This window comes from Allobosea sp. 47.2.35 (assembly GCF_024655635.1).
Taxonomy (GTDB): Bacteria; Pseudomonadota; Alphaproteobacteria; order Rhizobiales; family Beijerinckiaceae; genus Allobosea.
On the sequence record NZ_JANLGI010000005.1, the window covers coordinates 70782 to 96713 of the forward strand.

Here is a 25932-nt window from a genome sequence, read left to right on the forward strand (position 1 = left end):
GCTATAAGGCGCATGGCCGCCGGCCGCACGCCTTTTCCGCTCAGCCGAACAGCCTGAAGCCGCTCTTCTTCGGCTCCGGCGGCGGTTCCTCCTCCGGCCCTGGATCGTCAGGCGCGTGCGAGACCGGGAAGATCACCGGTTTGGGCGACGCCGCCTCGCGCGGAGCAGGCTTGCTTTCGACCGGCTTGGCCTCGGCTGGCTTCGATTCAACGGGCTTCGCGGGCTCGACGACCGCTTCCACCGGCTTCGACTCGACGACCGGCTTCGGCTCCTCCTTCGGAACCGGCGGCGCAGCGGCCACAACCGGCTCCGGCTTGGGCTCTTCCTTCGGGGCAGGCGGAGGTGGCGGCGGCATGACGGCCGCAGACTCGATCGTCGTGACGCTCTCGGCCTTGGCCTCGATCAGCTTGGTCGAATCGTCGAGATCGGCCAGCACGTCGTCGACGGCCTGCGCGCGGCTTCCCAGCGTCGCCGGCGGCACGGTCCAGACGAAGGCGTCGAGCCGGCCGGTGATCGGCGAGACCGGCATCCAGTGGTCGGAAACCAGCCCATCCGCCACCCAGGCGGCATCACGCGGCGCCCGCGTCGCCCGTGCCAGCCATTCGCGCACGCGCCCGGCGGCGCCATGCTCGGCATCCTCAAGCTCGGCCATCAGCAGGCAGGCCCGTACCGAGGCACCACCCGCCAGCAAGGGCTTCAGCGTCTCGCGCGCCTTCTGGAACTCGCGGGCCTGGATGGCGGCGCCAGCCAGCGCGAGAACGCTTTCCGGATCGGAGGGACGCAGCTTCGTCAGCGTCGTCGCCCGGTTTAGGCGGTCCAGCGCGCTGTCGCCCGGCCGCGCATCGAGATAGGCGGCGGCGATATCGGGATGCGGCGCATCCTTCCAGGCGGCCTCCAGCAGTTTCGACGCCTTGCGGACGTCACCGCGCTCGGCGAGCATCCGCCCGGCCAGAGCGGCGGCCGGCGTCAGGGCCGGCGCGAGCTTCACCGCTTCGAGCGCGGCGGCGAGCGCCTTCTCGGGCTCGTTGTCGCGTGCCTGCAGGGCTTCGGCGGCCAGCAGCACGGCGCGCTGACGGCGCGCCTCCGCCTTGTCGGCAAGTCTCAGCGCCGCGCGGCGCTCGACGGCGGTGCGGGCTGCCTGCCAGTCGCCGGCCTGCGTGTGGAAATCGAGCAGGGCGTCATTGGCCCAGGCAAGCGATGGCGAGCGGCGCACCGCATCATCGGCGAAGGCGCGCGCGGCGGTGGCATCGCCGCGCCGCTTGGCCTCGACGAAGAGCCCGCGCAGGCCCAGCACCCGCGTCTCGGATTTATCCAGCATCGCCTTGAAGGCGGCCTCGGCCTGCGCCCGGTCGCCGCTCAACTGCGCGGTCTGGGCCTCCAGCAGCAGGGTCAGCGGTTCGCCCGGAACGAAGCGGCGGGCCTCGCCGGTATAGCGCCCGGCGGCGATGGGATCGCCCGCGCCGATCGCGACCATTCCACGCGACACCGCCTCGAAGCCGCGCGCCCGGCGCCGCGCCCGCGAAGACAGGCTGAAAGCCGAAGGCAAGCCGAAGACGAAGCGCAGCACCGCCCAGGCCAGCAGGACGAGGAAGGCCAGCGCGACGACGCCGATCGCCGCCAACGCGACGCTGGTCTCGATCCGGTAGCCCTGCCAGAGCACGGAGACTTCACCCGGCCGGTCGGCAAGCCAGACGGCGCCGAAGGCAAGGCAGGCGAAGACGGCGAGGTAAACGAGAACGCGAACCATGGACCCCTCAACCCTCCGTCAGCCGGCCACGCCAAGCGCCGCGACCGCATCCTGCGCGATTTTGGCGATCGCCGCATCCGCCGCGGCACGCTTCTGCAGATCGGCGCCGAATTCCGCACTGGCACGGCGCGCCGGCTCCGGCAACTGGCCCCACAGGGCCGCGGCCTTGACGATGTCGCCGGCAGCAATGGCGCTTTCCAGCCGGATCGGCAGCGTCGCCGGATCGGTCGAGCCGCTGTCGCCGACCGGGCGCACCGTGACGATGCGGCTGGTCAGGGCCAGCAGCTTGTCGCTCCAGCTGTCGGAAGCCGGCATCACCTCGCGCTGGAACGTCGCGCCATGCTTGCGGAAACCAACCTGAAGCGCCTCGCGGGTCGGCGCCCCCGAGGTCGCGACCGCCGTCAGCGCGGCGAGATCGGCCTGCGCCACGCCGCTTTTCGTCAGCGCCGCGATATCACCCGCAAAGGGCCGCCCAGTGACGAGCGCGCGCTGCACCCGCTCGGCCAGGACGATCCGCGCCGCCGCCATCGCCTCCGGGCTCGCGCCCGCTGCGGCTTTTGCCTGCGTCTCGACGCTGCCGAGCCGCCCCGCAATCTGGTCGAGACGCTGACCGACGGCGGCCGCCGCCGCTTCGGCGCGCTGAGCCTGAGCGCTGAAGGCGCTTGTATCCGGCGCCTGCGCATTGCTGCCGAGCGAGGCGAGCTTAGCCGTGACGGCCTGAAGTTCGGAGCCGGCCTTCGCGGCAGCGTCCGACGCCGCAGCCGCCTTGCGGTCGGCCGCAGCCGCGCTCGCCTGCAAGGTTTCGATCCGGCTGCGCAGTTCAGCGATCGCCTCGGTGCTTCCTGACGGCGCCGGTTTGGGGAGCACGTAGGACACGAGCGCACCGCCGATCACACCACCGACAAGAGCGGCCGCGGCCACCGTGAGCCAAGGCGTGCGAGCGGGACCATCACGATCAGCGGGCGGTCGCACCGGCTCGACCGGCGGCGGGGAGAATTCCTGCGGCAGCGCTTCGGTCGGCGCGACCGCTTCCGGCGAAGGCTTCGCCTCATCCGCATTCTCCGCTGTTTCCGACGACACCGCCTGCAGGTCGACGGTCGGCGGCGTGCGTTGCAGGCTGCCACGCGGCTCCGCTCGGGCCGGATCGCCAAGGCGCTCGCGCGCCGAGACCTGCTGCAGCGCCGCCAGCATCCCCGCTTCTTCAGGATGCTCCGCAACGAGAACCGTGCTCGCACCAGCCGAAATCAAGGGCGAGGCGACATCGGCGGAGAGGGTGACATGGGTCAGTTCCAGTGCTTCGTCGGCAACATTGGCGGCCTGTGCCAGCGCGATGAAGGTCCGTGCCCCGCGCGCCGAATAATGCAGTGCCGCACCACCACCACCATGCCTGAGCGCTGCCTGCGTATCCTCGGGCAGGACCGAGACCGGCTCGGCCGCATAGGCGGTCCAGAGCGTCACCTCGTAACCGGCCTCGCGCAGGCGGTCCGGCACATCCTCCTTGCGGTCACGCCCGACGATCATCAGGAGCTTGGCAGGCGCCGGCAGGGTGCGCTTGATCAACTCGATCAGGTCGTTGCGGTCGCCATCGGCGCTGCGGGTATCGTCCAGCCCGGCCTCGCGCACCTTCGCCGCCGTCCGGCTCCCAACGGTGAAGACCGGCAGGTCACGCCAGGTCGCGGGGCCATCGGCCAATGCCGGCACGCCGTTGCCGCTGGTCAGCACGATCGCATCGAACGCGCCCTCGGGCGCGGCATCCGTCAGGCGGATCACCTCGAAGAGCGGCGCGACCACCGGCTCGAAGCCATGCTCGGCAATGGCGCGCGCGGTCCGTTCGGCATCGGGACGGGGACGAAACACGAAAACGCGCATTCACAGCTCCTGACGAGACAGGCAACGGGCACTGGGCGATCCGCGAAGGATGCAGCATTCCGCGTTCGGGCTGCATTGAGGCGGAACAATGATGCCGAGCATGCCGTCTCCCATTTTGTATCTGGCGCGAAGGCAGCATCCGCGCGCCCTTGGCCTTGCATCCTGCCCCGCACTATACGAAGGAATTGCCGGCGAGGAACTGCCGGACAAAGCCCTTCATCCCGTTCTTCCGTTCCACGAGGTTAATCGAGCGATCATGCGTGTCCTTGGGATCGAGACGACCTGCGACGAAACGGCGGCCGCGATCGTCTCCGTCGAGCGTTCCGGCGACAGCAAGATCCTGTCGAACGAGGTGCTGAGTCAGATCGCCGCACATGCCGCCTATGGCGGCGTGGTCCCGGAGATCGCGGCCCGCGCCCATGTCGAGGCGATCGACCGCATCATCGCCCGCGCCTTCGCCAATGCGGATCTGAAGCCCAGCGACATCGACGCCGTCGCGGCAGCGGCCGGCCCCGGCCTCGTCGGCGGCGTCATGGTCGGCCTCACCGCCGGCAAGGCGATCGCGCTCGCGACCGGAAAACCCTTCATCGCGATCAACCATCTCGAGGCGCATGCGCTGACCGCCCGCCTCACCGACGACCTCGCCTTTCCCTACCTTCTGCTGCTCGTCTCCGGCGGCCATACCCAGTTGCTCGCCGTGCGCGGCGTCGGCGACTATCTCAAGCTCGGCGGCACGATCGACGACGCGGTCGGCGAGGCCTTCGACAAGATCGCCAAGATGCTGGCTTTGCCCTATCCCGGCGGCCCCTCGGTCGAGCGCGAGGCGGCCAAGGGCGATCCCGAGCGCTTCGACTTCCCGCGCCCGATGCAGGGAAGGCCGAGCCCGGATTTCTCGCTCTCCGGCCTCAAGACCGCCGTGCGCCTCGTCGCCGAGCGAATTGCGCCGCTTTCCGACAACGACGTCGCCGATCTCTGCGCCTCCTTCCAGGCCGCCGTGGTCGATGTGATGGTGGATCGCACCCGCGCGGGCCTGCGCGCCTGCCGCGAGGCCGGCCTCACACCCTCGACCCTGGTCGTCGCTGGCGGTGTCGCCGCCAACCAGGCGATTCGCAGCGGGCTCAACCGGCTCGCGACCGAAGCCGGCCTGCCGATGGTTGCCCCGCCCTTGGCGCTCTGCGGCGACAACGGCGCGATGATCGCCTGGGCTGGCCTGGAGCGTCTCAGACTCGGTCTCGTCGATGACATGAGCGCCGTCGCCCGCCCGCGCTGGCCGCTGGACGAGCTTTCGGCCGCGCCCTCGACCGCCGCATGAGCCCTCGCAACGCCTATCGCAGCATCGGCGTCGTCGGCGCCGGCGCCTACGGAACCGCGCTGGCGCTGGCCGCCGCCCGTGCCGGGCGTGATGTCCGGCTCTGGGCGCGCGATGCCGCGACCATCGAGGCCATCGCGCAGGCGCGGCAGGCGCCGAAACTTCCCGGCATTGATCTGCCGGAGACCATCCACGCGACCAGCTCCCTCGCCGCTCTCGCCGATTGCGACGCCCTGATCATCGCCGTGCCGACGCAGGCCCTGCGGTCGGCCTGCGAAGGACTGGCCGCAGCGCTGCCGCCGCGCGTGCCGGTGATCTCCGCCGCCAAGGGCATCGAGCAGGCGAGCGGCCGCTTCGCGACAGAGATCATCGAGCAGACCTGGCCCGGCGCGATCGCCGCGATCCTCTCCGGCCCGAGCTTCGCTGCCGATATCGGGCGCGGGCTGCCGACGGCGGTGACACTCGCCGCCAGCGACCCGGCTCTGGCGCAGGCGCTGGCCGCGACACTGAGCTCGCCGGCCTTCCGCATCTACCACTCCGCCGATACGCGCGGCGTCGAAATTGGTGGCGCCGCCAAGAACGTGCTCGCCATCGCGGCCGGCATCGCCATCGGCCTGGGTTATGGCGAGAGCGCTCGCGCGGCGCTGGTGGCGCGTGGCTTCGCCGAGCTGCGCCGTTTCGGCGAAGCTTATGGCGGCGACCCGGAAACCTTGATGGGCCTCTCCGGCCTCGGCGATGTCGTGCTGAGCTGCGCCTCGCCGCAATCGCGGAATTTCTCCTATGGATTGGCGCTGGGTCAGGGCAAAAGCCCGGCCGAAGCTGCCGGCGGCAAGCTGGCCGAGGGCGCCTTCACCGCCCCGGTCCTCGTCGAGATGGCCCGCGCGAAGCAGGTCGAGACGCCGATCGCCGAGGCCGTGGCCGCGATCATCGCCGGCCATGTCGGCGTGCGCGATGCGGTTGCGGCACTGCTGGCGCGGCCGATCCGGGCGGAGTGAGGGAGGAAAGCATGGCGGGAGACTGGTCCGACCTGACGAAGCGCGTCGCGCGCGGCATCGCCGAGGTCAAGAAGACGACGGGCTCAGAGCTGATCGCCGAGAGCGGCCCGGTGCCATTGGCCGGCCGCATCGCCGGCCCGGTGATCCAGCATCGCAAACGCCGGGCGGAGGGCACACATCGCTTCGTACTGATCCTGCCCTTCGGCGAGGGCGAGGTCCGCGTCGAGCTCGACCCCAAGGATTATGCCGCGCTGACCCGCGAGATGGTGCGGTTCTGGAACGAACAGGGCGAAGCGGCCTCGCAGCCGCCGGTGCCGCTCAAGGAGGACGAGGCCTGATGGCTCACTGGCTGATCAAATCCGAACCGTCGAAATGGTCCTGGGACCAGCAGGTCGCCGCCGGCGCCAAGGGCACGCATTGGGACGGGGTGAAGAACCACACCGCCAAGCTCAACCTGATGGCGATGAAGCTGGGCGACCAGGTCTTCTTCTACCATTCCAACGAGGGGCTCGAGGTCGTCGGCATCGTCGAGGTCATCAAGGAAGCCTATAACTGGATTCCGGGCGAACCCTGGGTCCTCGTCGACTTCAAGGCGGTGAAGCCGCTGCCGAAGCCCGTCTCGCTCGTCGCGGTCAAGGCCGAGCCGAAGCTCGCCAAGATGTCGCTGGTCACCTCCTTCCGCCTCTCGGTCCAGCCGGTGACGGACGCGGAATGGGACATCGTCTGCAAGATGGGCGGGCTCTGAGCCCTCAGCCGCGATAATAGTGCTCGAAGGGCGGATAGCCCGCCAGCGCGCGCGGCCGATAGGGCCGCATGTCGTCGAGGATCGGTACGGCCGCAGCCTGCTGGCGCGGCTCGACGGCCTCAGCCATGCGGGCCGGCTGCGGCTGGAACCGATGCTGCACGAAGCCTTCCCGCGTGCCCTCGCTCCAGGGCAGCCAGGAGGTCTTGCGCTCGTCATGCTGGCGGCCAAGCGCATCCGGCCGCAATTCCGCGATCAACCCCGGCTCGACGATGAGCGGATGCGCGATGGCCTGCGCCTCCGCGATCATCCAGCCGAGTGACAGATCGGAAAGCCCCATCTTCAGGCCGTAGCCGCCGCCGATATCGGTATGCACGCCGGCAAACCAGACCTGCCTGATCTGCCCGGACGGCGCCGCGCTCTCGTCCCAGAGCTCGGGCGCGAAGACCTGTCGGTTCTCGTCGATCGCCAGGACGTGGCGGCCATGGGCGACCTGCCGGTTGAGGATCGCATCGTGGAATTTGTGCCGGCCGGGCAGGCTGCCGATTCCCGGCAGGCCGAGCGCCCTGACCGTATCCCAGACGCCGACGAAGAAGGGCGGATTTGACTGCGCGCCATGGCGCTGGCGGAACGCCGCCGCAGCCTCGGCCCGGGCGGTGGCGTCCTTGACCATGTAGACGTCCTTGATCGCGCTCGCGGCCAGCGCCCTGACCTCTTCCACCTTGATCGCGGCGCTGAATCCATCCCAGCGTGTCACATGCGCGAAGCCGCCCGGCACGCCGCAAAGCGCCAGAACCCCGCCGAGGCTGCGGACAGTGTAGGCGCCGCGGCTGAAGCCGAACAGGAATATCCGGTCGCCCGGCCTGTAGGCACAGAGCAGCGCAGCATAGCAGTCGATGATGTTGTCGGTGATGCCGTAGCCGGTCGCCTGCGCCAGCAGATCCTTGAAGCGTCGGAACGGGCCGCGAATCTCGCCCTCGTCCGGATTCGAGCCGAGGCCCGGATCGTAGAAGCAGATTTGCCCGGCGCCATCCGCCTCGCGCGTCGCCATGAACAGGCGATAGACATTCGTCCAGTTGATCGGGTTGGCGCCGCCGGCCTGTCCCGTCCCATCCGAGAAGATGCCGATATTGCGCGCCATGTGGCCTCCCAGAGACCTATCCTACCATTGGATGAGGCGAACCGGGGATGTTTTGGCGCTGCGTCATGCCCCAAACGCCGGTCCCTGCCACGAAAGTGCGATGCACAATGGGTTGCCGCGCCGCGCGCGCATCCTATGATGCGTCGAAATCGAAGAAGCGACGTCCGCCGTGCCTACCCTTGAGGCGGACCAGCGCAACACAGACGATCCAAGTCTGGGGAGACGCCCGAATGTCCGAGATCATCTACGACGTCCCGACCTCCTGGTCGAAGAAGGCCTGGGCGACCGACGCCAAGTACAAGAAGATGTACGCGGCCTCGATCAAGGACCCCGACAAGTTCTGGGGCGAGCACGGACAGCGGATCGACTGGTTCAAGCCCTACACCAAGGTCAGGAACGCCAGCTACAAGCCGGGCAAGGTCTCGATCAAATGGTTCGAGGACGGTACCACCAACGTCGCCCATAACTGCATCGACAGGCATCTCGCGACCCGCGCCAAGCAGACCGCGATCATCTGGGAAGGCGACGACCCCAGCGAGTCGAAAAAGATCACCTACGGCCAGCTCTATACCGAGGTCTGCAAGTTCGCGAACGTCCTCAAGGCCAATGGCGTCAAGAAGGGCGACCGCGTCACCATCTACCTGCCGATGATCCCGGAAGCGGCCTATGCGATGCTGGCCTGCGCCCGCATCGGCGCGGTCCATTCGGTGGTGTTCGGCGGCTTCTCGCCGGATTCGCTGGCGAGCCGCATCGAGGATTCCGATTCGAAGATCGTCATCACCGCCGATGAGGGCCTGCGTGGCGGCCGCGCCGTCCCGCTCAAGAAGAATGTCGACACCGCCGACGACAAGGTGAAGGGCGGCATCGGCACCGTCATCGTCGTCAAGCGCACCGGCGGCAACGTCACCATGAAGGACGGGCGCGACGTCTGGTACCACGACGAGGCCGCGAAGGTCTCCGGCCATTGCCCGCCGGCCGAGATGAAGGCGGAGGACCCGCTCTTCCTGCTCTACACCTCGGGCTCGACCGGCAAGCCGAAGGGCGTGCTGCATACCAGCGCCGGCTATCTCGTCTACGCCTCGATCACCCACCAGTACGTCTTCGACTACCATGACGGCGACATCTACTGGTGCACGGCCGATGTCGGCTGGGTGACCGGCCACAGCTACATCCTCTACGGGCCGCTCGCGAATGGCGCGACCACGCTGATGTTCGAGGGCATCCCGACCTACCCGACGATCTCGCGCTTCTGGGAGGTCATCGACAAGCACAAGGTCAACACCTTCTACACCGCTCCGACCGCGATCCGCTCGCTGATGGGCGCTGGCGAGGAGCCGGTCAAGAAGACCAAGCGCAAGTCGCTGCGCCTGCTCGGCTCTGTCGGCGAGCCGATCAATCCGGAAGCCTGGGAGTGGTATCACCGCGTCGTCGGCGAGCGCCGCTGCCCCATCGTCGATACCTGGTGGCAGACCGAGACCGGCGGCATCCTGATCTCGCCGTTGCCCGGCGCGACCCAGCTGAAGCCGGGCTCGGCGACGCGGCCCTTCTTCGGCGTCAAGCCCGAGATCGTCGATGCCGAAGGCAAGGTGCTGGAAGGCGCCTGCGAGGGTAATCTCGTCATCGCCGAGAGCTGGCCCGGCCAGATGCGCACGGTCTACGGCGACCACAAGCGCTTCGAGGAAACCTATTTCGCGACCTATCCGAACAAGTACTTCACCGGCGACGGCTGCCGGCGCGATGCCGACGGCTATTACTGGATCACCGGCCGCGTCGACGACGTCATCAATGTCTCCGGCCATCGCATGGGTACCGCGGAGGTCGAATCGGCTCTGGTCGCGCACCCCTCGGTCTCGGAGGCTGCGGTCGTCGGCTACCCGCATGACATCAAGGGCCAGGGCATCTATGCCTATGTCACGCTGATGTCAGGCGAGGAGCCGACCGACACGCTCCGCAAGGACCTCGTCGCCTATGTCCGCAAGGAGATCGGCCCGATCGCCTCGCCCGACCTGATCCAGTTCGCACCCGGCCTGCCCAAGACCCGCTCCGGCAAGATCATGCGCCGCATCCTGCGCAAGATCGCCGAGGACGAGTATGGCGCGCTCGGCGACACCTCGACCCTGGCCGATCCGGCCGTCGTCGACGACCTCGTCGCCAACCGCCAGAACAAGCGCAAGGCGGGCTGAGCCGCCCTTCTCCGGGATGAACCCAAAATGGCCTGCCGCACCTGCGCGCAGGCCATTTTCATGGGATTGGGCCCGGCAGGCGGGAACCGAAGCGGATATCGAGGGTTCGCAACGCCGCAGGCCTGCGCTAGATCATGCTCATGCCGCGTTCATCGTGTTTCCTGATAGTGACGCAACGTTCGGCTGACCGAGATCGGAACCCGCGCCTGATGACGACGACGATCAAGACCGCATCGACCGCCGCCCTCACCCGCGCGGCCGCCTTGCTGCCTCTGCTGGCGCTGACCGCCTGCGCCGGTTCGCAGCGCTTCAGCGGGCCGGTGATGAACCAGCCTTCCTACAGCCAGCCCCTGCCCTCCGCGCCGCCGGTGAGTTCCGCGCCGATCACCTCGGAGCCCTTGCCCCCGCCCGGCGGGTATCCGGCTGCCCCCCCGCAAGCCGGCGGCTATCCCGCCGCGGGAGGCCCGCAGGGTGGTGGCGCGCTGCCCCCGCCCCAGGACCCGTTCTTCGACCCCAATGCCGGCGGCGCGGCGCAGGGCCAGCCCCTGCCCGCGACAGGCCAGCCGGTACAGGATCCCGGCCTGCGCGGCAGCAACAATCAGGTCGCGGGGCTCGGCTCGGCCCCGGCAGCGGCGCCGCGTCCCTCGGCCAGCCGCGACAGCATGGTCGGCGGCTGGACGGCGCGCGAGGCGACCGGCGGCTCCTGCCGCGTGCAACTGTCGAGCAGCCCGACGCTCGATCTCTATCGCGCATCATCCTCCGGCTGCACGAACAAGGACCTGCAGAAGATTTCGGCCTGGGATTTCCGGGACGGCGAGGTCTATCTCTACCAGCAGGGCGGCACGGTTGCGGCCCGGCTGCGCAGCTCCGGCTCAGGCGGATTGGACGGCGCCGTCACCAAGTCCGGCGCCTCCCTGTCGTTGAACCGCTGATCCGGCTCAGGCGCCGGGAACCCGTGAGAGCAAGGCTGTCGGCCAGAAACTTTTCTGGATCGACAGCGCCATGGTCGCGAAGCCCTTCGCGTTGTCGAGGGCTTCGTCGAGGATCGTGAAGGGCGTCGGACCACCGGTCGCGATCACGCCCTCGACATCGGCATAGCCCCCGACGAGATCGGCCTCGAACTTCGCCGCGAGCCGGCGCATGGCCGCATTCTCAGGCAGGCAGGTCAGATAGAGCGTGCGGACGCTGCGATTGCGCGCCGCCGTGATCAGGCGCCCGAACAATTGCGCGCCGACGCCGCGCCGGCGCCAGGGCGTCTCGACGCTGAAGGCGGCCTCGCCAGTGAGTGCGATGATGTCGTCGAGGCCGCGCAATTCGGCCGCCCCGCGCACTACGCCATCGACCACATAGGCATAGACCAGACCACCGACGCCGAACGTCGTCCTGGCATAGTTCTCCAGGAAGGCGTCATTGACCGCCGTGCCGAAACGCTGGTGGCGCGTGACGGCATCGAGCCTGAGCAGATGCTCCTTGAAAAGATCGCGCTCCGTCGGCCAGAGCCTGCGGATCACGCCATCGCCGGCCTTCTTGCCGGATTGTCGCGAACGAACCAATTCTCATCTCCTGAACAGCGCATGTGTCGCGCTTACCGACCAGGAGGCGTTGTCTTCCCTAACTCGCTCATCACATCGTATGAGGTGAGCACGATTGCAAGAGCGAGATCTGCGGCATTTTCGCCGGGTCAGCGGAAAGATCAAGCCCTCAACCGAGCTCCACATGCATCGGATGCATACGTTGGGCGCTAGATGACGTTGGGGACGGGGGCGAAAAAACCACTGTAACGCCGTAAAATGTCGTGCAATAATTTCGCATTGACCCCGATGACGGCGCGCCCGGCATGAGCTAAGTTGCGTGCTCCCGGTCACTCATATTTGAAGATCCATGTTCGATCGTCGCAAGCCTCCCGCTGCCCAGCCCTTCGTCACGCACGAAAACATCGAAGCCAAGGTCAAGTGGTTCGACCCCGAGAAGGGGTTCGGTTTCGCATCGCCCTCCGATGGTTCGGGCGATGTCTTCCTGCATGTCTCGGCCATCGGTCCGCTCGATCAGCAGGACCTGCTGCCCGGCGCCACGATCGTCGCCGATCTCGGCGAAGGCCGCCGCGGCCTTCAGGTCGTCGCGGTCCATGAGATCGACGCCTCCACGGCCACGCAGACCGCGCCGGCTCCCCGCGCCTTCTCGCCTCGTCCTCCCCGCGATGATTTCGGCGGTGGCGGCTATGGCGACCGGGATCGCGGCGGCTTCGGCGGCGATCGCGGCGGCTATAACGACCGCGGCGATCGCGGTGGCTACGGCGGTGGTGATCGCGGCGGCTTCGGCGGCAGCGATCGCGGCCCGCGTGGCGGCGGCGGCTTCCAGGATCGCAATAGCGGCCCGGTCGAAGGCCCCTATGATGGCGCCGTGAAGTTCTTCAACTCGGATCGCGGCTTCGGCTTCATCGCCCCGGACAAGGGCGGCCCGGACGTGTTCCTGCACGTCTCGTCGCTCGGCCGCAGCGGCCTGCAGCCGCCGATGGACGGGCAGCGCGTGCGCTTCTCGATCCGCACCGGCCGCAAGGGCCCAGAAGCCGCCGACGTCAGCTTCATCTGACGCCACGCAGCTTCGCTGAAAAACGGAAAAGGCCCGCCAATGGCGGGCCTTTTCTTTTTGGCGCGACAGGCCGTGCAGAACGCGCGCCACCTAAGCGGCGCGCGTCGCCCCGGGCTCAGTGGCCGTGGTCGTCGCCTTCCAGGCCGCCGATATGCTTCTGGGTGTAGAGCTCGATGCCGATGCGGCTGATGAGGTCGAGCTGGGTCTCGAGGAAGTCGATATGGCCTTCCTCATCCTTCATCAGGGCCTTGAACAGGTCCTCGGACGGGAAGTCGCCGACCTCGCGGCAATACTTCGCCGCTTCCTGATAGAGCGAGCGAGCCTCGATCTCGGCCTTGAGATCGCATTCGATCACTTCCTTGACGGTCTCGCCGATGCGCAGCTGGTCGAGCGTCTGCAGGTTCGGGAAGCCCTCGAGGAAGAGGATGCGGTCGACGAAGCGGTCGGCATGGACCATCTCCTCGATCGATTCCTTCTTCCAGGTCTTGGCCATGTCCTTCAGGCCCCAGTTGTCCAGCATGCGGTAATGCAGCCAGTACTGGTTGATGGCCGTGAGCTCCGAGCGCAGCCCCTTGTTGAGATATTCGATGACCTTCTTATCGCCCTTCATCGGGTGCACTCCGCAATCCACATTAGAATGATCCTAATGTAGACCCAGCCTGCCCGGAAGTGAAGAGGTAAAAAACGAACCCGCCGCTTTTGATCGATCAGGCGATCGGGGCAGCGCTCAGGCCGCGATGCTCTCGTCGTTCAGCTCGATCCCATCGAGCATGATGCCGACCGAAACATGCACCGCGCACTCGACCTCGCGGCTGGCGCAGCTGCCGCATTGCGTCGCGCAGACCGCGCGGGCTTCGGCCAGAAGGGCCCGGACCTCGCGCGCGCAACGGCCGCAATCCGGGCTGCAACCCAGGCAATCGTAGACCTCGCCGGCCGTCCGGGGGCCGCTGCCGTCAGCGGCGACAGTCCCCTTGATCTGGCCGCAGGACAGAACGTTGCAGGAGCAGACGATCACGCGTGGTGGCCCACCACCCGCTTGGTCTCGACTTCCTCGCCATCGGCGCTGCGCAGGCGGACGATGACCTCGACCGAGGAGATCACCATGCCTTCCGGAGCCTCCGGCAGGCCCGCGACCTGGATCATCGAGCCCGGGATATCGGTGACGGTCTCGTCGTCCTCGTTGTAGAAATGATGGTGCTCGGAGACGTTGGTGTCGAAGAAGGTCTTGGGACCGGAGACGGAAACCTGGCGCAGCAGGCCAGCTTCCGAGAACTGGCGCAGCGTGTTGTAGACGGTCGCAAGCGAGAGCGGCTCGCGCGCCCGCAGCGCCTCCTCATAGAGCATCTCGGCGCTGACATGGCGGTCGCCCTTGGCGAAGAGCAGCCAGCCCAGAGCCATGCGCTGGCGCGTCGGGCGCAGGCCCGCCGTCCGCAACCGCGCCTTCACGGCGCTGATCGGGCAGGTCGACGGGTTTTTCTGCGGCCACGGGATATGATCGCCCGCCATGGGCTTGTGATCGTGATCCTTGCTCGCCAGAACACTCATTGTAACGCCTTCCACACGCCGAACCTCGGCAGCGTAGTTTAGAAATCCTCTAAACTACTGATATTATTGTCATTTTTGCCAAAACACCTCTCAAATGTCAATCTTCGCAGCTGCGGCATCGGGTAGCGTCCACAGCACAACCGCGTGACCGCAGTGCCGGTCCCCCGCGCAGTGCGCATGACTATGGCTTTCGAGGCCGCCATTCCCGACCAACTGCGCAGCCGGAAGTTCTGCGTGGAAACGCGCTAGTGGCCTCCGCCGCCGCCAGCGCCTGCGACAGGCTTCGGCGGCTTGCGCAGGAACAGCGCCATCACGACCAGGCTCGCGAAGATCATGGTCAGGCCGAGGAAGACGTCGCCGAAGGCCATGACCAGCGCCTGCTTGTGGACGCGCTGATTGATCAGCGCGAGCGCCATGGTCTGCGCCGCATCGCCATAATCGATGAAGCGCTGCGCCGTATTGGCGATCGCGTCCTCCGCCACCCCGCGGCCGGCCGCGACCATCTCGTGCAGGCGGGCGATGTGCAGGTCGGTCCGGGTGTTCAGCATCGTGTTGATCACCGCGAGCCCGACGGCGCCGCCGAGATTGCGGGTGAGGTTGTAGAGGCCCGACGCGTTCTTGAGCTGCTGCGGCGGCAGCGAGCCGAGCGCGATATTGTTGATCGGCACCATGCACAGCATCAGCGAGCAGCCGCGCAGGATCTGCGGGACGAGGAGTTCGTAGAAATCCCAATCCGAGGTGATGAAGGAAGCCCACCAGGTGCCGACCGCGAAGCCGCCGAAGCCGATCATCATCATCACGCGCGGGTCGAGCTTGGTCGAGAGCCGCCCGGCGATCGGCGCCGTCAGGAACATGCACAGGCCGGTGACGAACATCGTCTCGCCGATCATCAGCGCGTCATAGCCGCGGATGCGCCCGAGATAGACCGGGTAGAGATAGGTCAGCCCGTAGAGGCCTATGCCCATCGTGAAGGAGAACAGCGAGCCGAAGGCGAAGTTGCGGTTCCGGAAGGCGTAGAGATCGACCAATGGATCGTCCCGCGTCAGCGCGCGCCAGAAGAACAGCACGGCGCCCAGCACCATCACGACCGAGAAGAACACGATCTCGTGGCTCTGGAACCAGTCGAGCCGCGTCCCCTCCTCCAGCACATATTCGAGGCTGCCGAGGAAGGCCGCCATGGCGCCGAGCCCCAGCCAGTCGAAGCGCTTGAGCAGGCTATGGTCGGGCTTGTCGAAATCGATCAGCGTCCAGGCCGCGATGGTCACCCCGATGCCCGGCACCACGTTGACGAGGAAGAGCCAGTGCCAGGAGAAGGCATGGCTGAGATAGCCTCCGACGGTCGGGCCGATCGTCGGCGCCAGTGTCGCGACGAGACCGATCAGCGGCGAGATCACCGGCCGCTTCGAGGGTGGGAAGATGGTGAAGGCCGCCGCGAAGACGCCGGGAATCATGCCGCCGCCGATAAAGCCCTGCACCGCCCGCCACAGGATCATCTCGTTGATCGAGGTCGCCTGCGCGCAGAGCACGCTGGCAATGGTGAAGCCCGCCGCCGCGATAGAGAAGAACACCCGCGTCGACAGCGCCCGGCTGAGATAGCCGGAGAGCGGGATCATGATGACTTCGGCGATCAGATAGGCGGTCTGGACCCAGGCGACCTCGTCGGACGAGGCGGACAGGCCAGCCTGAATCTCCGCCAGCGAAGCCGAGACGATCTGGATATCGAGGATCGCCATGAACATGCCGAAGACCATCGCCATGAAGGCGAAGATCCTGCGCAAGGGTACGGCATCCGAAGCCGGCGGCGCTCCCGCCGGCGCAGTCAGGGTCGCGGTGGCCATGGCGGCCTACCTTTCCTCGGGGCTGTCTTCCCGTGCGCGCTGCGGCACGGAATGCCGCTGCGCAGACACGGGACCGTCATCAGAAAGAGGCGCCCTCACAGAGCGGGGAGCCGATAACATTTCGTCCTGCGGTCCCGCATCTGCGCAGCAGCGCTTCTCGCTGCAGCGCGTGCGGGATGGCCCGCTTCATCAATGGTGCCTGATCAACGCTGGCCGGCCGGTCGCGGATCGATCGAGACCACCACCGACATACCGGGCCGCAGAACGTGCTTCGCCGCCGCGTCCTTGTCGAGCATGATGCGCACGGGCACGCGTTGCACGATCTTGGTGAAATTGCCGGTCGCGTTATCGGGCGGCAGCAGTGTGAACACAGAGCCCGTGCCGCCGGCGATCCCGCTGACCGTGCCGTGGAAGACCTGCCCCGGCAGGGCATCGACGGTGATGCTCGCCTTGTCGCCGGTCTTCAGCGGCCCAACCTGCGTCTCCTTGAAATTGGCGTCGACATAGACCTGATCGAGCGGAACGATCGACATCAGGCGCTTGCCCGCGCCGACGAGGTCGCCGATCTGGACGTTGGTGTTGGCGATGACGCCATCGATCGGCGCGGCGATCTTCATGAAGGAGAGATCACGCTCGGCCTTCTGCTCGGCGACCTTGAGCTCGTCGATCTGGCGGGCTGCCTCGATGCGCTGCGCCTCCAGCACCTTGATATTGGCCTGCGCCTGCACGACGCCGGCCTTGGCGCTCGCCACTGCGGCGACAGCCTGGTCACGCGCCGCAGTCGCGGCATCGAGCGTCGCCTGCGAACCATAGGACTTGGCGGCGAGGCTGTTGGCGCGGTCGAAATCCGCCGCCGTGCGGGTCACTGCCGCCTCGGCCGAGTTCTGTTGCGCCTGCGCCTGCATCTGGGCGGCACGCGCCGCCTCGACCTGGCTGTCGATGCGGGCGAGCGTCGCCTGCGCCGTCGCGGACTTGGCACGGGCGCTGTCCAGCGCGATCCGCCAGTCGCCATCGTCGAGCGCGACGAGCGGCTGCCCGGCCCTGACCTCCTGGTTCTGGCGCACCGAGACGGTCGCGATATTGGCGGAGAGCTTCGCCGAAATGGTCGCCATCTCGGCGCCGACATAGGCGTCGTCGGTCGAGACGATGAAGCGGCCATTGCGCCACCAGTCGACGCCGTACCAGAGCCCGGCGCCGATAACGGCAGCACCCACGACGAGCAGCGCGCCGCGCTTCAGCGGGCTCTTGCCGGATTTCGCCCTGGTCTCGGCAGTTTCGGGTGGCGCGCTCTTCGCCTGCGCGTCGCGGGCAGTGGCAGGTTCGGCCGCCGGCTGGGCGGTCTCGGCCTTGGCATCGACCAGCTTCAGCCGGTCGCGGCGGTGTTCGGTGGCGGTTTCAGCAGACATTGGGCGTCCTGCATGTCAATTCGAACCAATCAGTTCGATTGAACTTGAAATAACGCGGGGCATGATGCATATCAAGTCAAATCGAACCAATTGGTTCGATTCTTTTTCGCAGCAGCCATGCAGAGCCCGCAGACCGGGCCGGAACGAGATGTCGGAAAGCTCTGAAAGCCCGGTAAAGACGGGGCCCCGCAATCGCCGGATCGCCGGCACCGATCCCGACAAGCGCCGCCAGATCCTGGACGGCGCCTTGCATATCTTCACCTCGCGCGGCTTCGACGCCGCCAGCATGAGCGATATCGCAGCCGCCGCGAACGTCTCGAAGGGCACGCTCTATGTCTATTTCGAGGACAAGGAGCATCTCTTCGTCGCGCTGATCCAGCGCGAGCGCGAAGCCCAGAAGCGCGGCGCGATCGAGGCCTTGAACGAGGATTCCGATCCCGTTCGCGCACTGACCACCTTCGGCCGCTGCATCGTCAGGATGATCAATGGCGACCTTGCCGTCAGCGCCCACCGCGTCGTCATCGGCGTTGCCGAGCGCATGCCGGACCTCGGTCGCGGCTTCTACGAGAACGGCCCGATGCTGGGCTCCAAGCTGATCGCGGGCTATCTCGACCGCATGGTGGCCGAGGGCAAGCTCGCGATCGACGACACCTATCTTGCCGCCGTCCAGTTCCTCGATCTCTGCCAGTCGACCCTGACCCGCCCGCGCCTGTTCAATGCCGTCCGCACCGCGCCGAGCGACGAGGAGATCGAGCGCGTCGTCGCTTCGGCCATGGCGATGTTCATGGCGCGCTACGGCGTGAAGCCGCAGGACTGAGCCTCAGCCCGCGACCTGCCGGGCGCGGATACGCTCGCGATGGGCGGTATAGAGGCCCGAAGCCGCGATGATCGCCGCCCCGACATAGGTCCAGATATCCGGGATCGCGGCGAAGACCAGATAGCCGAAGATCGAGGACCAGAGCAGCTGCGAATAGGAGAAGGGCGCCAGCAGCGAGGCATCCGCGTAGCGGAAGGCCTGGATCAGGAAGATGTGCCCGATCGTCGAGATGCCGCCGATGAAGAGGCCGATCAGCACCGCCTTGAGATCGAGCGCCTGCCAGCTGAAAGGCACGGCCAGCGAGAGCAGGAGGAAGCCGATCGTGGCGGAATAGGCCAGCGTTACCACCGGTATCTCGGTGCGGCTCATCATCCGGGTGACGATCAGCGAAAACGCCCAGAAGAACGACGACCCGAGCACGAAAAGCGAGGCGCCATGAAAGCCGTCGCCGCCGGGACGCACCACGACCAGCACGCCGATCAGCCCGACGATCGTGGCAAGCCAGCGCCGCCAGCCGACGATTTCGCCGAGGATGGGAATGGAGAGGGCCGTCACGAAAAGCGGCGAGACGAAGGAGGTGGCGGTCGCGTCAGCCATCGGCAGGTCGTGCAGCCCGGCCACGAAGAGAATCGAGGAGATGGTGACGCCCAGGGCCCGCAGCACCTGCAGGCCGGGCCGGCTTGTCTTCATCCTGCGGAAGCCGCCGGTGAAGCTGATGGTGACGAGCATGATCGCGGCGAAGGTGCCGTAGCGCATCCAGGTGATCTGGAGCGCGGGCAAGGTGGTCGCGAGATATTTGGAGGCGATGTCGCCGCTGCACATGAAAATCGATGAGAGCAGCAGAAGCGCGATGCCGCGCGCGGAATTATCGATGCGCAGCGGCCTGCCTTCCTGCGAAGGAACGACCGGCGGTTCAGGAAGGGGGGCGTTGGGCAATGGCTAATGTTCGCGCGCAAGGACTGCTCAAGCCTTAGCCGTTTTGTCCGGCATAGCCACACGCAAAGACGGTCGCCCGCCCATGCGTGTGGGCATTGCCGGTAACCCTGCCCGGTTTCCGGACAGGGTCGGATCGCGTTGCTTACCTCAGGCGGCCTGCTTGCGCGGCTGGATCAGCTTGCGGTTGACCAGCACCTCGGCGATCTGCACCGCGTTGAGCGCCGCGCCCTTGCGCAGGTTGTCCGACACGCACCAGAAGGCGAGGCCGTTCTCGACGGTCGAGTCTTCGCGGATGCGCGAGATATAGGTCGCGTCCTCGCCGGCCGCCTCATGCGGGGTGATGTAGCCACCGGGCTCGTGCTTGTCGATCACGAGGATGCCCGGCGCGGTGCGCAGCACCTCGCGCGCCTCGTCGGCGGTGATCGGCTTCTCGCACTCGATGTTCACGCTCTCGGAATGGCCGATGAAGACCGGCACGCGCACGCAGGTCGCGGTCAGCTTGATCTTCTTGTCGAGGATCTTCTTGGTCTCGACCACCATCTTCCACTCTTCCTTGGTGAAGCCGTCCTCCATGAAGACGTCGATATGCGGAATGAGGTTGAAGGAGATGCGCTTCGGGAACTTCTTGGTGGTGACCTCGCCGGCCGAGAACACGGCGCGGGTCTGGTTGAACAGTTCGTCCATGCCTTCCTTGCCGGCGCCGGAAACCGACTGGTAGGTCGAGACGACGACGCGCTTGATGCCGAACTTGTCGTGCAGCGGCTTCAGCGCCACGACGAGCTGCGCGGTCGAGCAGTTCGGGTTGGCGATGATGTTCATCTTGGTGAAGCCCGCAGCAGCGGCGGCATTCACCTCCGGCACGATCAGCGGCACGTCGGGATGCATGCGGAAGGCCGAGGAATTGTCGATGACGACGCAGCCCTGCGCGCCGATCTTCGGCGACCAGGCCTTCGAGACGTCGCCGCCGGCCGACATCAGGCAGATATCGGTGTCGGAGAAATCATAATGTTCCAGGGCCTTGCACTTCAGCGTCTTGTCGCCGAAGGAAACCTCGGTGCCGACCGAGCGCGACGAGGCGAGCGCCACGACCTCGCCGACGGGGAAGGCGCGCTCGGCGAGAATGTCCAGCATCTCGCGGCCTACATTGCCGGTTGCTCCGACGACTGCGACCTTGAAGCTCATGATGTGATCCTTTGCGGATAAGGCGGTTCTGGTCTCCCTTTGGGGGCCGCCCCGCACCGGTTCGGGCGGGTTCGGCGATCTCTCCCCGCCGGGGGGAGATGGACCCGGAACCGAGGCGAAGCGTCAGCGCGACAGGCCGGTTTTCCCGGTCGTCGTTTTGGTCGTGAGTTTCGTCGTCGTCAGACGGACAGTCACAGAGCCAATCCCGAAGGGCTGAAAACTTCGCTAGGCGGCACAACCTTGCGCCACGCCTTGTCAGAACACCGGGAACGCCGAAATGTCAATCTCCTCCTCATAGTGGTGCCCGGTCCGCGCATTAACCCTGCCCGTTGACCTCCTGTTCACTTTGCCGGCCGATCGCCCGGCGCCGGTAACCCGGCGGCGACTCTCAGCGTCCAGCCTGCCCGCCTGACGATCGATGGCACGGCCGGCCTTGCGCCGCGCGGGAGTGACGGGTTGCGTTTGCGTTCGGAGGAATTGATGGACCGGTTGCGGTCCCTGTCGCAGCAATTGCGGCAGGGCTTGTCCGTTGCCGGCGCCGGATGCCGCGTCATCTGGGCAAGGGTCGCAGCCATCGATCTCGTCCCGGCGCTCATCACCTGCGTCGACCGGATCGAGAGCGGCTTCCGCACCGTCTCCCATATTCTTCGCCGCCTCATGCCGCGCAGGGGTCTGGGCTTGCCGGGTGCCCTCGCCTGGCGGATCGCGGCAGCTCTCGGCGGCATCAGCCTGACGGCAGCGCTCGTCACAGCGCTGTCCGGGAATGGCGAGGGCCAGTCGCAGCTCGCCAGCCTGGCATCACCCGTGGCAGCGGCAACCACCCAGAACGCCGCCGTCAATCGCAAGCCGCTCCTCGCCACCACGGAGGCCGATTGGGTCGCGATCACCCGCCCGATCACGATCTTCAATCTGGAAGCTCCCGAACTTGGCCGCGAGGCTCCCGCGATCGAGGCTCGTCGCAGCCGCGATGGCGGCCGGCGCGAAGACCTCCTGAGCTTCGGCACCTTCGCAGGCGCCGCCCCCCATCTCTTGCTGCGCCTGCAGACGGGCGATGGCATCGCCGCCCATTCCGGCTCCTTCACGGTCGCGCTGGTTCATGCGGCGGCACTTCGCAGCCTCGCCGTCGAGCGCGGCAGCACGCCCGCCACGATCGAGACCCGCTTCGGCCCTCTCGAAACCGCCGATATCGTTCTCGGCGACGGTTCGGAAACCCGCGCCTGCCTCGCCTTCCGCTCGGTCGGACCTGATGCTCCCTTCGCGATGAGCGGCTGGTGGTGCGCCGGTGCCAAGCCCAGCGACCGCAAGCAACTGACCTGCCTGATCGACCGGCTCGACCTCGCCAATGCCGGCGCCGAGCCCGAACTGCGCGCCGCCTTCGCCCGCAGCGAGCTTAAGCGTCAGCCGGGCTGCGCCACGCCGCGCCTAGCGGCGACCGGCCGCAAGGTCTCCTGGCTTGACGCTGATGGCACGATGCCGGCCCTGCGCATGAAGACCGCGACCGCCGAGCCGGCAGCCGAATCTCGGCCGCGTCGTGCGAAAAAGCCCCGTCGCGAGCGCTAACAAAGTTGTTAACGACGCGGTGCTAGTCTTTGCACCGGTTTTTGGATGCTTACATCGAGCGGATCGATCCGCTCCCGGAGATTGCCGTCATGATGTCGTTCAAGCGCGTTGCCGCCATCCTCGCCGTCGCCGCGACGGCCTCGACCGTGATGGTCAGCATCGCCGAAGCACAGAACCGCCGCGGCCCGCTGCGCGTCACCGTCCAGAAGCGCAGCTATCTCGATCCCGGCAATGTCGTGCCGGTCGGCTCGCTGAACCGCTATGCCAGCCAGCACATGTCGGCTTCGCCGGTCTATGCCAGCACGGGCGAGCTTTATGGCGAAGGCACCCTGCCTGGGCGTATCGGCGCGGGCGTGAACCCGTTCGCAAATACCTTCGCGACGCCGCGTTTCTGAGAAGCCCATTCGTCAAGGGCACCTTCTTGAAGGGCGCTTGTCATCCCGTGTCTGCGCCGCAGCGTGCAACGCTGCTGCGCAGACACGGGACCGTTCTCAGGAAAAGGCGCCCTCTCGTCGCGCGATCCCGCATCTGCGCAGCAGCACCACGTGCCGCAGCGCGTGCGGGATGACACCCTTCATTAACGCGCCCCCTTCGTGTCGCGCCCCTTACTCCGGCAGCGCCCTGAGATAACGCACCGGCCGCCCCGGCGCCGCCGCGTTCGCCGCATGCACGATCGCGTTAGCATCGATACCGAAATGCCGGTAGAGGTCCGCCACCGTGCCGGTCTGGCCGAAATGCTCGACGCCAAGCGCCTTCTGCCTGTGGCCATGCACGCTGCCAAGCCAGGCTAGCGTCGCCGGATGCCCGTCCAGCACCGAGACGATGCCGCAATCGCGCGAGAGTTCGCCGAGCAGCCGCTCGACATGGCTCGTCGCCTCGACATTGCCGCGCTGGCGCGCCCGCTCCGCCGCCTGCCAGCCGGCATTGAGCCGGTCCGCCGAGGTGATCGCGAGCAGGCCGACATCGCGCCGGTCCTCGCTAAGCAACCCGACCGCCTCGATCGCCTCGGGCGCCACCGCGCCGGTAAAGGCGATCACGACCGATGCGTTCGGCCCCGGCTTCCTCAGCCAATAGGCGCCATCGATGATGGCGCGCTCCAATTCCGGCGTCATAGCACGGCTCGGCTGCTCGACCTGCCGTGTCGAGAGGCGCAGATAGACCGAGCCCCCGGTCTCGTCGCGCAGCCAGGTGCGCTCGTCGGGGTCGCCCTCGCCGTCGCGCTGCATGTAGTCGAAGGACCAGCGCATCATCACGGCAAGCTCATCGACGAAAGCCGGCTCGAAGGAGCAGAGCCCGTCCTGGCTCATGCCGATCAAGGGCGTCGCAATCGACTGATGCGCCCCGCCTTCCGGCGCCAGCGTCACGCCTGACGGCGTCGCCACCACCATGAAGCGCGCATCCTGGTAGCAGGCATAGTTCAGCGCATCGAGCCCGCGCGAGATGAACGGATCGTAGAGCGTACCGATCGGAATCAGGCGCTCGCCGAAGATCGAATGCGACAGGCCGAGCGCCGAGAGGTTGATGAACAGGTTCATCTCGGCGATGCCGAGCTCGACATGCTGCCCCTTCGGCGAGAATTCCCATTTCTGCATCGAGGGAATGCGCTCGTCCTTGAAGGTGTCGGCCATCGACGCCTTGGCGAAGAGCCCGCGCCGGTTCACCCAGGGCCCGAGATTGGTCGAGACGGTGACGTCCGGCGCCGTCGTCACGATACGGTCCGCAAGCGGCCCGCCCGTCTTGGCGAGATCGTCCAGCACCTTGCCGAAGCCCATCTGGGTGGACATCGACGGCTGGATGCCGGCCTCCAGCTTCTCCGGAACCGGCAGCTTGGGGGCCGAGAAGCGCCGCCGCCCCTGCGAGAAGAACGGCACCTTGTCGAGGAAGGCGCGCATCTCGCTCTCGGACAGGCCAAGGCCCTCGAACAGGTCCCATTCATGGCCGGGGCGGATATTATTCGCCTTGCGGAAGCCGTCGAGCTGCTCCTTGGTCATCAGCCCGGCATGGTTGTCCTTGTGCCCGGCGATCGGCAGCCCGAAACCCTTCACCGTATAGGCGAGAAAGCAGACCGGCCGGTCATGGTCGATCACCTCGAAGGCCTCGAGGATCGACGGCAGGTCGTGGCCGCCGAGATTGCACATCAGCTTCGAGAGCTCGGCATCGGAGCGCTTCTCGATCAGCGTGGTCACCGGCCCCTGGTCGCCGAGATCGTCCATCAGGCGCTTGCGCCAGGCCGCGCCGCCCTGGAAGGTCAGCGCCGAATAGAGCTGGTTCGGGCAGGAATCGATCCAGGCCTTCAGCCGTTCGCCGCCCTTTTCCTTGAAGGCGGCCTGCTGGAGCGAGCCGTATTTCAATGTGACGACGTCCCAGCCGAAATTGCGGAACATCGTCTCGAAGCGGTCGTAGAGCCCCTCGCGGATGACGGCGTCGAGCGACTGGCGGTTATAGTCGATGATCCACCAGGTATTGCGCAGCCCGTGCTTCCAGCCCTCCATCAGGGCCTCGAAGATATTGCCCTCGTCGAGCTCGGCATCGCCGATCAGCGAGACCATGCGGCCTTCCGGCCGGTCCTTCGCCCAGCCATGCGCCTTCACGTAATCCTGCGTCAGCGAGGAGAACAAAGTCTGCGCAACGCCGAGGCCGACCGAGCCGGTCGAGAAATCGACGTCGTCGATATCCTTGGTGCGCGAGGGATAGCTTTGCGCACCCTTGTAGCCGCGGAAGTTTTCCAGCTTCTCGCGGGTCTGCAAGCCCATCAGGTAGTTGATGGCGTGGAAGATCGGCGAGGCATGCGGCTTCACCGCCACCCGGTCCTGCGGCTTCAGCGCGGCCATGTAAAGCGCCGTCATGATCGTGGCGAGCGAGGCCGAGGAGGCCTGATGCCCGCCCACCTTCATTCCGTCCTCGTTCTGACGGATATGGTTGGCGTTGTGGATCGTCCACGAGGCCAGCCAGAGGATCTTCTTCTCCAGCTCAGCGAGAAACGGCAGGCGCGGATCTGTTGTCATGAAATTGGCCCGAACTCCCAGTGCCGCCGATCATGCACGGAAGCACTGGCAGAACGAGCCAAATTTCTGTGCGGCGCCAGCCGGCTTTGGTGATTTCCGCTACGGCACGGCGGCCGGGCGAGGAAAACCACCAATCGGACAGCCGGGCCGGTTGCCGGCTACTTGTCGATCTGGGCGATCCGGTCGAGAGCTGCAGCGAAGCCGCTCAGCGAGACGTTGAACGAGACCGGCTCGTTATTCGATAGGTTCAGCGCCGCGACCGTCAGCGCCTTGCCGGCCTTCATCGCATCGGTCGCCACAGTCGGGAACGAGATCGGCAGCAGGCAGCCCTGCGCCAGGCAGGTCGAGAAGCGCAGGCCTTGTCCGAGATCCTTGTCGTCAAGCCTGAGAACGGCGCCATTCTCCAGCTTCATCCCGTGCGGGAACAGGATCGTACCCTCGGCGCGCCCATCCCTCGGCGCGCGCAACTCGATGGCGAAGACGCGCTGGCCGGTCTGGCTGTTGCCCTGCGACTGCAGGAGCACGCAGAGCCGCTGCCGCTCGACGATGCGGCAATCGACGGTCCAGTCGCCATAGGTCTCGTTGATCGCAGTGGCACCGTTCGGCAGCGTCGCGGCTGGGGCCGCAGGCTGGCTGACGCTCGGCGCAGCCGGAGAGGCCGGCGCCTGCGCGACGGGCTGGGCCGGCTTGGGCGCGGGCTTCGGAGCGGGCTTGGGCGCCGGACGGGGGGCAGCTCGTTGCGGCGTAGCTGCGGCCGGCTGCTCCGCCGGTTCTTCCTGCGCATGCACAGCCGGCGACGCGAAGGAGCCGAGCGCGAGAACGGCGGCGAGGGAGGCGGTGCGGAAGGAATGATGTTTCATGTCAGCGCTGTCGTATGAAGATATGGCTCGCCCTATCGCAGAAACCACTCCGGAGAGAAAGCACGAAAACGCTGCCTCGCCGAAATAGATGATTTCAGAGATCGAATGCTCAGCGAGATCAACAATAGAATCATTTCAAACTGAAAGTATTCGCTTCATCGAGAGCCTGCTTCGAGTGAGGCATCCGAAGCTCGATCTTGCGGCTGTA

Annotated in this window: 23 protein-coding genes; 10 read left to right on the forward strand and 13 right to left on the reverse strand. The window is 66.8% G+C overall.

Going from position 1 to position 25932, the window contains the following annotated elements; genetic code table 11:
- Positions 1-40: 40 nt before the first annotated feature.
- Positions 41-1747, reverse strand: coding sequence for a heme biosynthesis protein HemY (locus NUV79_RS08615; RefSeq protein WP_257732664.1), 1707 nt, complete (start codon positions 1745-1747; stop codon positions 41-43).
- Between the two features lie 18 nt (positions 1748-1765).
- Positions 1766-3616, reverse strand: coding sequence for a uroporphyrinogen-III synthase (locus NUV79_RS08620; protein WP_257732665.1), 1851 nt, complete (start codon positions 3614-3616; stop codon positions 1766-1768).
- Between the two features lie 256 nt (positions 3617-3872).
- On the opposite strand from NUV79_RS08620, the gene tsaD reads away from it, so the two are divergent.
- From tsaD to NUV79_RS08640, 4 genes are read left to right on the forward strand one after another with little or no spacing between them, the layout of a single operon-like run.
- The gene (gene tsaD, locus NUV79_RS08625; RefSeq protein ID WP_257732666.1) at positions 3873-4928 is read left to right on the forward strand and encodes a tRNA (adenosine(37)-N6)-threonylcarbamoyltransferase complex transferase subunit TsaD; all 1056 of its coding nucleotides are present in this window, start codon (positions 3873-3875) and stop codon (positions 4926-4928) included.
- Positions 4925-5920, forward strand: coding sequence for an NAD(P)H-dependent glycerol-3-phosphate dehydrogenase (locus tag NUV79_RS08630; protein ID WP_257732667.1), 996 nt, complete (start codon positions 4925-4927; stop codon positions 5918-5920). Before tsaD ends, NUV79_RS08630 begins: the two co-directional genes overlap by 4 nt.
- A gap of 11 nt (positions 5921-5931) precedes the next feature.
- Entirely contained in the window at positions 5932-6258 is a 327-nt protein-coding gene (locus NUV79_RS08635; RefSeq protein WP_257732668.1) for a hypothetical protein, read from the forward strand.
- Positions 6258-6665: an EVE domain-containing protein gene (locus NUV79_RS08640; protein ID WP_257732669.1), complete on the forward strand. Its 408-nt coding sequence runs from the start codon at positions 6258-6260 to the stop codon at positions 6663-6665. The genes NUV79_RS08635 and NUV79_RS08640 overlap by 1 nt, the downstream gene beginning before the upstream one ends.
- A gap of 4 nt (positions 6666-6669) precedes the next feature.
- Here NUV79_RS08640 and NUV79_RS08645 read toward each other — a convergent pair whose 3' ends face one another.
- Positions 6670-7803 carry a DUF2235 domain-containing protein gene (locus NUV79_RS08645; protein WP_257732670.1) on the reverse strand — a complete coding sequence of 378 codons (1134 nt, stop codon included), beginning with the start codon at positions 7801-7803 and terminating at the stop codon, positions 6670-6672.
- Positions 7804-8033: 230 nt separating this feature from the next.
- Here NUV79_RS08645 and acs point away from each other — a divergent pair, with 230 nt between their 5' ends.
- Complete coding sequence (acs, locus tag NUV79_RS08650; protein ID WP_257732671.1) at positions 8034-9986, forward strand: acetate--CoA ligase; 1953 nt, start codon at positions 8034-8036, stop codon at positions 9984-9986.
- 209 nt (positions 9987-10195) lie between these two features.
- Positions 10196-10918 carry an AprI/Inh family metalloprotease inhibitor gene (locus tag NUV79_RS08655; protein ID WP_257732672.1) on the forward strand — a complete coding sequence of 241 codons (723 nt, stop codon included), beginning with the start codon at positions 10196-10198 and terminating at the stop codon, positions 10916-10918.
- 6 nt (positions 10919-10924) lie between these two features.
- Here the strand turns inward: NUV79_RS08655 and NUV79_RS08660 are convergent, their stop codons facing one another.
- Positions 10925-11539, reverse strand: a complete 615-nt coding sequence (locus tag NUV79_RS08660) for a GNAT family N-acetyltransferase (protein WP_257732673.1) — start codon at positions 11537-11539, stop codon at positions 10925-10927.
- Between the two features lie 328 nt (positions 11540-11867).
- Between NUV79_RS08660 and NUV79_RS25255 the strand changes: the two genes are divergently transcribed.
- Positions 11868-12575: a cold-shock protein gene (locus NUV79_RS25255; protein ID WP_308218174.1), complete on the forward strand. Its 708-nt coding sequence runs from the start codon at positions 11868-11870 to the stop codon at positions 12573-12575.
- 115 nt (positions 12576-12690) lie between these two features.
- Here NUV79_RS25255 and bfr read toward each other — a convergent pair whose 3' ends face one another.
- The 5 genes from bfr to NUV79_RS08695 all read right to left on the reverse strand — a co-directional run bounded on the left by bfr (position 12691) and on the right by NUV79_RS08695 (position 17364).
- Positions 12691-13185 carry a bacterioferritin gene (gene bfr, locus NUV79_RS08675; protein WP_257732674.1) on the reverse strand — a complete coding sequence of 165 codons (495 nt, stop codon included), beginning with the start codon at positions 13183-13185 and terminating at the stop codon, positions 12691-12693.
- Positions 13186-13302: 117 nt separating this feature from the next.
- Complete coding sequence (locus NUV79_RS08680) at positions 13303-13590, reverse strand: (2Fe-2S)-binding protein (protein ID WP_257732675.1); 288 nt, start codon at positions 13588-13590, stop codon at positions 13303-13305.
- Positions 13587-14081: an iron response transcriptional regulator IrrA gene (irrA, locus tag NUV79_RS08685; protein WP_257732823.1), complete on the reverse strand. Its 495-nt coding sequence runs from the start codon at positions 14079-14081 to the stop codon at positions 13587-13589. The genes NUV79_RS08680 and irrA overlap by 4 nt, the downstream gene beginning before the upstream one ends.
- Positions 14082-14365: 284 nt before the next feature.
- Positions 14366-15958, reverse strand: coding sequence for a DHA2 family efflux MFS transporter permease subunit (locus NUV79_RS08690; protein ID WP_257732676.1), 1593 nt, complete (start codon positions 15956-15958; stop codon positions 14366-14368).
- A 203-nt stretch (positions 15959-16161) separates the two neighbouring features.
- Positions 16162-17364 (reverse strand): HlyD family secretion protein, encoded by a 1203-nt coding sequence (locus tag NUV79_RS08695; RefSeq protein WP_257732677.1) that lies wholly within the window; start codon positions 17362-17364, stop codon positions 16162-16164.
- 148 nt (positions 17365-17512) lie between these two features.
- On the opposite strand from NUV79_RS08695, the gene NUV79_RS08700 reads away from it, so the two are divergent.
- The gene (locus NUV79_RS08700; RefSeq protein WP_257732678.1) at positions 17513-18181 is read left to right on the forward strand and encodes a TetR/AcrR family transcriptional regulator; all 669 of its coding nucleotides are present in this window, start codon (positions 17513-17515) and stop codon (positions 18179-18181) included.
- A 3-nt stretch (positions 18182-18184) separates the two neighbouring features.
- Here the strand turns inward: NUV79_RS08700 and NUV79_RS08705 are convergent, their stop codons facing one another.
- Both NUV79_RS08705 and NUV79_RS08710 read right to left on the reverse strand, forming a co-directional pair.
- On the reverse strand, positions 18185-19117 hold the full coding sequence (locus NUV79_RS08705; RefSeq protein WP_257732679.1) for a DMT family transporter: 933 nt from the start codon (positions 19115-19117) through the stop codon (positions 18185-18187).
- Between the two features lie 147 nt (positions 19118-19264).
- Positions 19265-20299, reverse strand: coding sequence for an aspartate-semialdehyde dehydrogenase (locus NUV79_RS08710; protein ID WP_257732680.1), 1035 nt, complete (start codon positions 20297-20299; stop codon positions 19265-19267).
- A 480-nt stretch (positions 20300-20779) separates the two neighbouring features.
- Here NUV79_RS08710 and NUV79_RS08715 point away from each other — a divergent pair, with 480 nt between their 5' ends.
- Positions 20780-21859 (forward strand): hypothetical protein, encoded by a 1080-nt coding sequence (locus tag NUV79_RS08715; protein ID WP_257732681.1) that lies wholly within the window; start codon positions 20780-20782, stop codon positions 21857-21859.
- Positions 21860-21948: 89 nt separating this feature from the next.
- A complete protein-coding gene (locus NUV79_RS08720; protein ID WP_257732682.1) occupies positions 21949-22254 on the forward strand; it encodes a hypothetical protein in 306 nt (101 codons plus the stop codon).
- A gap of 210 nt (positions 22255-22464) precedes the next feature.
- On the opposite strand, the gene NUV79_RS08725 is transcribed toward NUV79_RS08720, so the two are convergent.
- Positions 22465-24864, reverse strand: a complete 2400-nt coding sequence (locus NUV79_RS08725; RefSeq protein WP_257732683.1) for a transketolase-like TK C-terminal-containing protein — start codon at positions 24862-24864, stop codon at positions 22465-22467.
- A 158-nt stretch (positions 24865-25022) separates the two neighbouring features.
- On the reverse strand, positions 25023-25724 hold the full coding sequence (locus tag NUV79_RS08730; RefSeq protein WP_257732684.1) for an invasion associated locus B family protein: 702 nt from the start codon (positions 25722-25724) through the stop codon (positions 25023-25025).
- Positions 25725-25932 lie beyond the last annotated feature (208 nt).

Coding starts and splice junctions, on each gene's coding strand:
- NUV79_RS25255 (WP_308218174.1), top strand. CDS start 11,868: ATGTTCGATCGTCGCAAGCCTCCCGCTGCCCAGCCCTTCGTCACGCAC.
- NUV79_RS08620 (WP_257732665.1), bottom strand. CDS start 3,616: ATGCGCGTTTTCGTGTTTCGTCCCCGTCCCGATGCCGAACGGACCGCG.
- NUV79_RS08700 (WP_257732678.1), top strand. CDS start 17,513: ATGTCGGAAAGCTCTGAAAGCCCGGTAAAGACGGGGCCCCGCAATCGC.
- acs (WP_257732671.1), top strand. CDS start 8,034: ATGTCCGAGATCATCTACGACGTCCCGACCTCCTGGTCGAAGAAGGCC.
- NUV79_RS08710 (WP_257732680.1), bottom strand. CDS start 20,299: ATGAGCTTCAAGGTCGCAGTCGTCGGAGCAACCGGCAATGTAGGCCGC.
- NUV79_RS08690 (WP_257732676.1), bottom strand. CDS start 15,958: ATGGCCACCGCGACCCTGACTGCGCCGGCGGGAGCGCCGCCGGCTTCG.
- NUV79_RS08695 (WP_257732677.1), bottom strand. CDS start 17,364: ATGTCTGCTGAAACCGCCACCGAACACCGCCGCGACCGGCTGAAGCTG.
- NUV79_RS08640 (WP_257732669.1), top strand. CDS start 6,258: ATGGCTCACTGGCTGATCAAATCCGAACCGTCGAAATGGTCCTGGGAC.
- bfr (WP_257732674.1), bottom strand. CDS start 13,185: ATGAAGGGCGATAAGAAGGTCATCGAATATCTCAACAAGGGGCTGCGC.
- NUV79_RS08630 (WP_257732667.1), top strand. CDS start 4,925: ATGAGCCCTCGCAACGCCTATCGCAGCATCGGCGTCGTCGGCGCCGGC.
- NUV79_RS08715 (WP_257732681.1), top strand. CDS start 20,780: ATGGACCGGTTGCGGTCCCTGTCGCAGCAATTGCGGCAGGGCTTGTCC.
- irrA (WP_257732823.1), bottom strand. CDS start 14,081: ATGGCGGGCGATCATATCCCGTGGCCGCAGAAAAACCCGTCGACCTGC.
- NUV79_RS08645 (WP_257732670.1), bottom strand. CDS start 7,803: ATGGCGCGCAATATCGGCATCTTCTCGGATGGGACGGGACAGGCCGGC.
- NUV79_RS08720 (WP_257732682.1), top strand. CDS start 21,949: ATGATGTCGTTCAAGCGCGTTGCCGCCATCCTCGCCGTCGCCGCGACG.
- NUV79_RS08655 (WP_257732672.1), top strand. CDS start 10,196: ATGACGACGACGATCAAGACCGCATCGACCGCCGCCCTCACCCGCGCG.
- NUV79_RS08725 (WP_257732683.1), bottom strand. CDS start 24,864: ATGACAACAGATCCGCGCCTGCCGTTTCTCGCTGAGCTGGAGAAGAAG.
- NUV79_RS08730 (WP_257732684.1), bottom strand. CDS start 25,724: ATGAAACATCATTCCTTCCGCACCGCCTCCCTCGCCGCCGTTCTCGCG.
- tsaD (WP_257732666.1), top strand. CDS start 3,873: ATGCGTGTCCTTGGGATCGAGACGACCTGCGACGAAACGGCGGCCGCG.
- NUV79_RS08635 (WP_257732668.1), top strand. CDS start 5,932: ATGGCGGGAGACTGGTCCGACCTGACGAAGCGCGTCGCGCGCGGCATC.
- NUV79_RS08615 (WP_257732664.1), bottom strand. CDS start 1,747: ATGGTTCGCGTTCTCGTTTACCTCGCCGTCTTCGCCTGCCTTGCCTTC.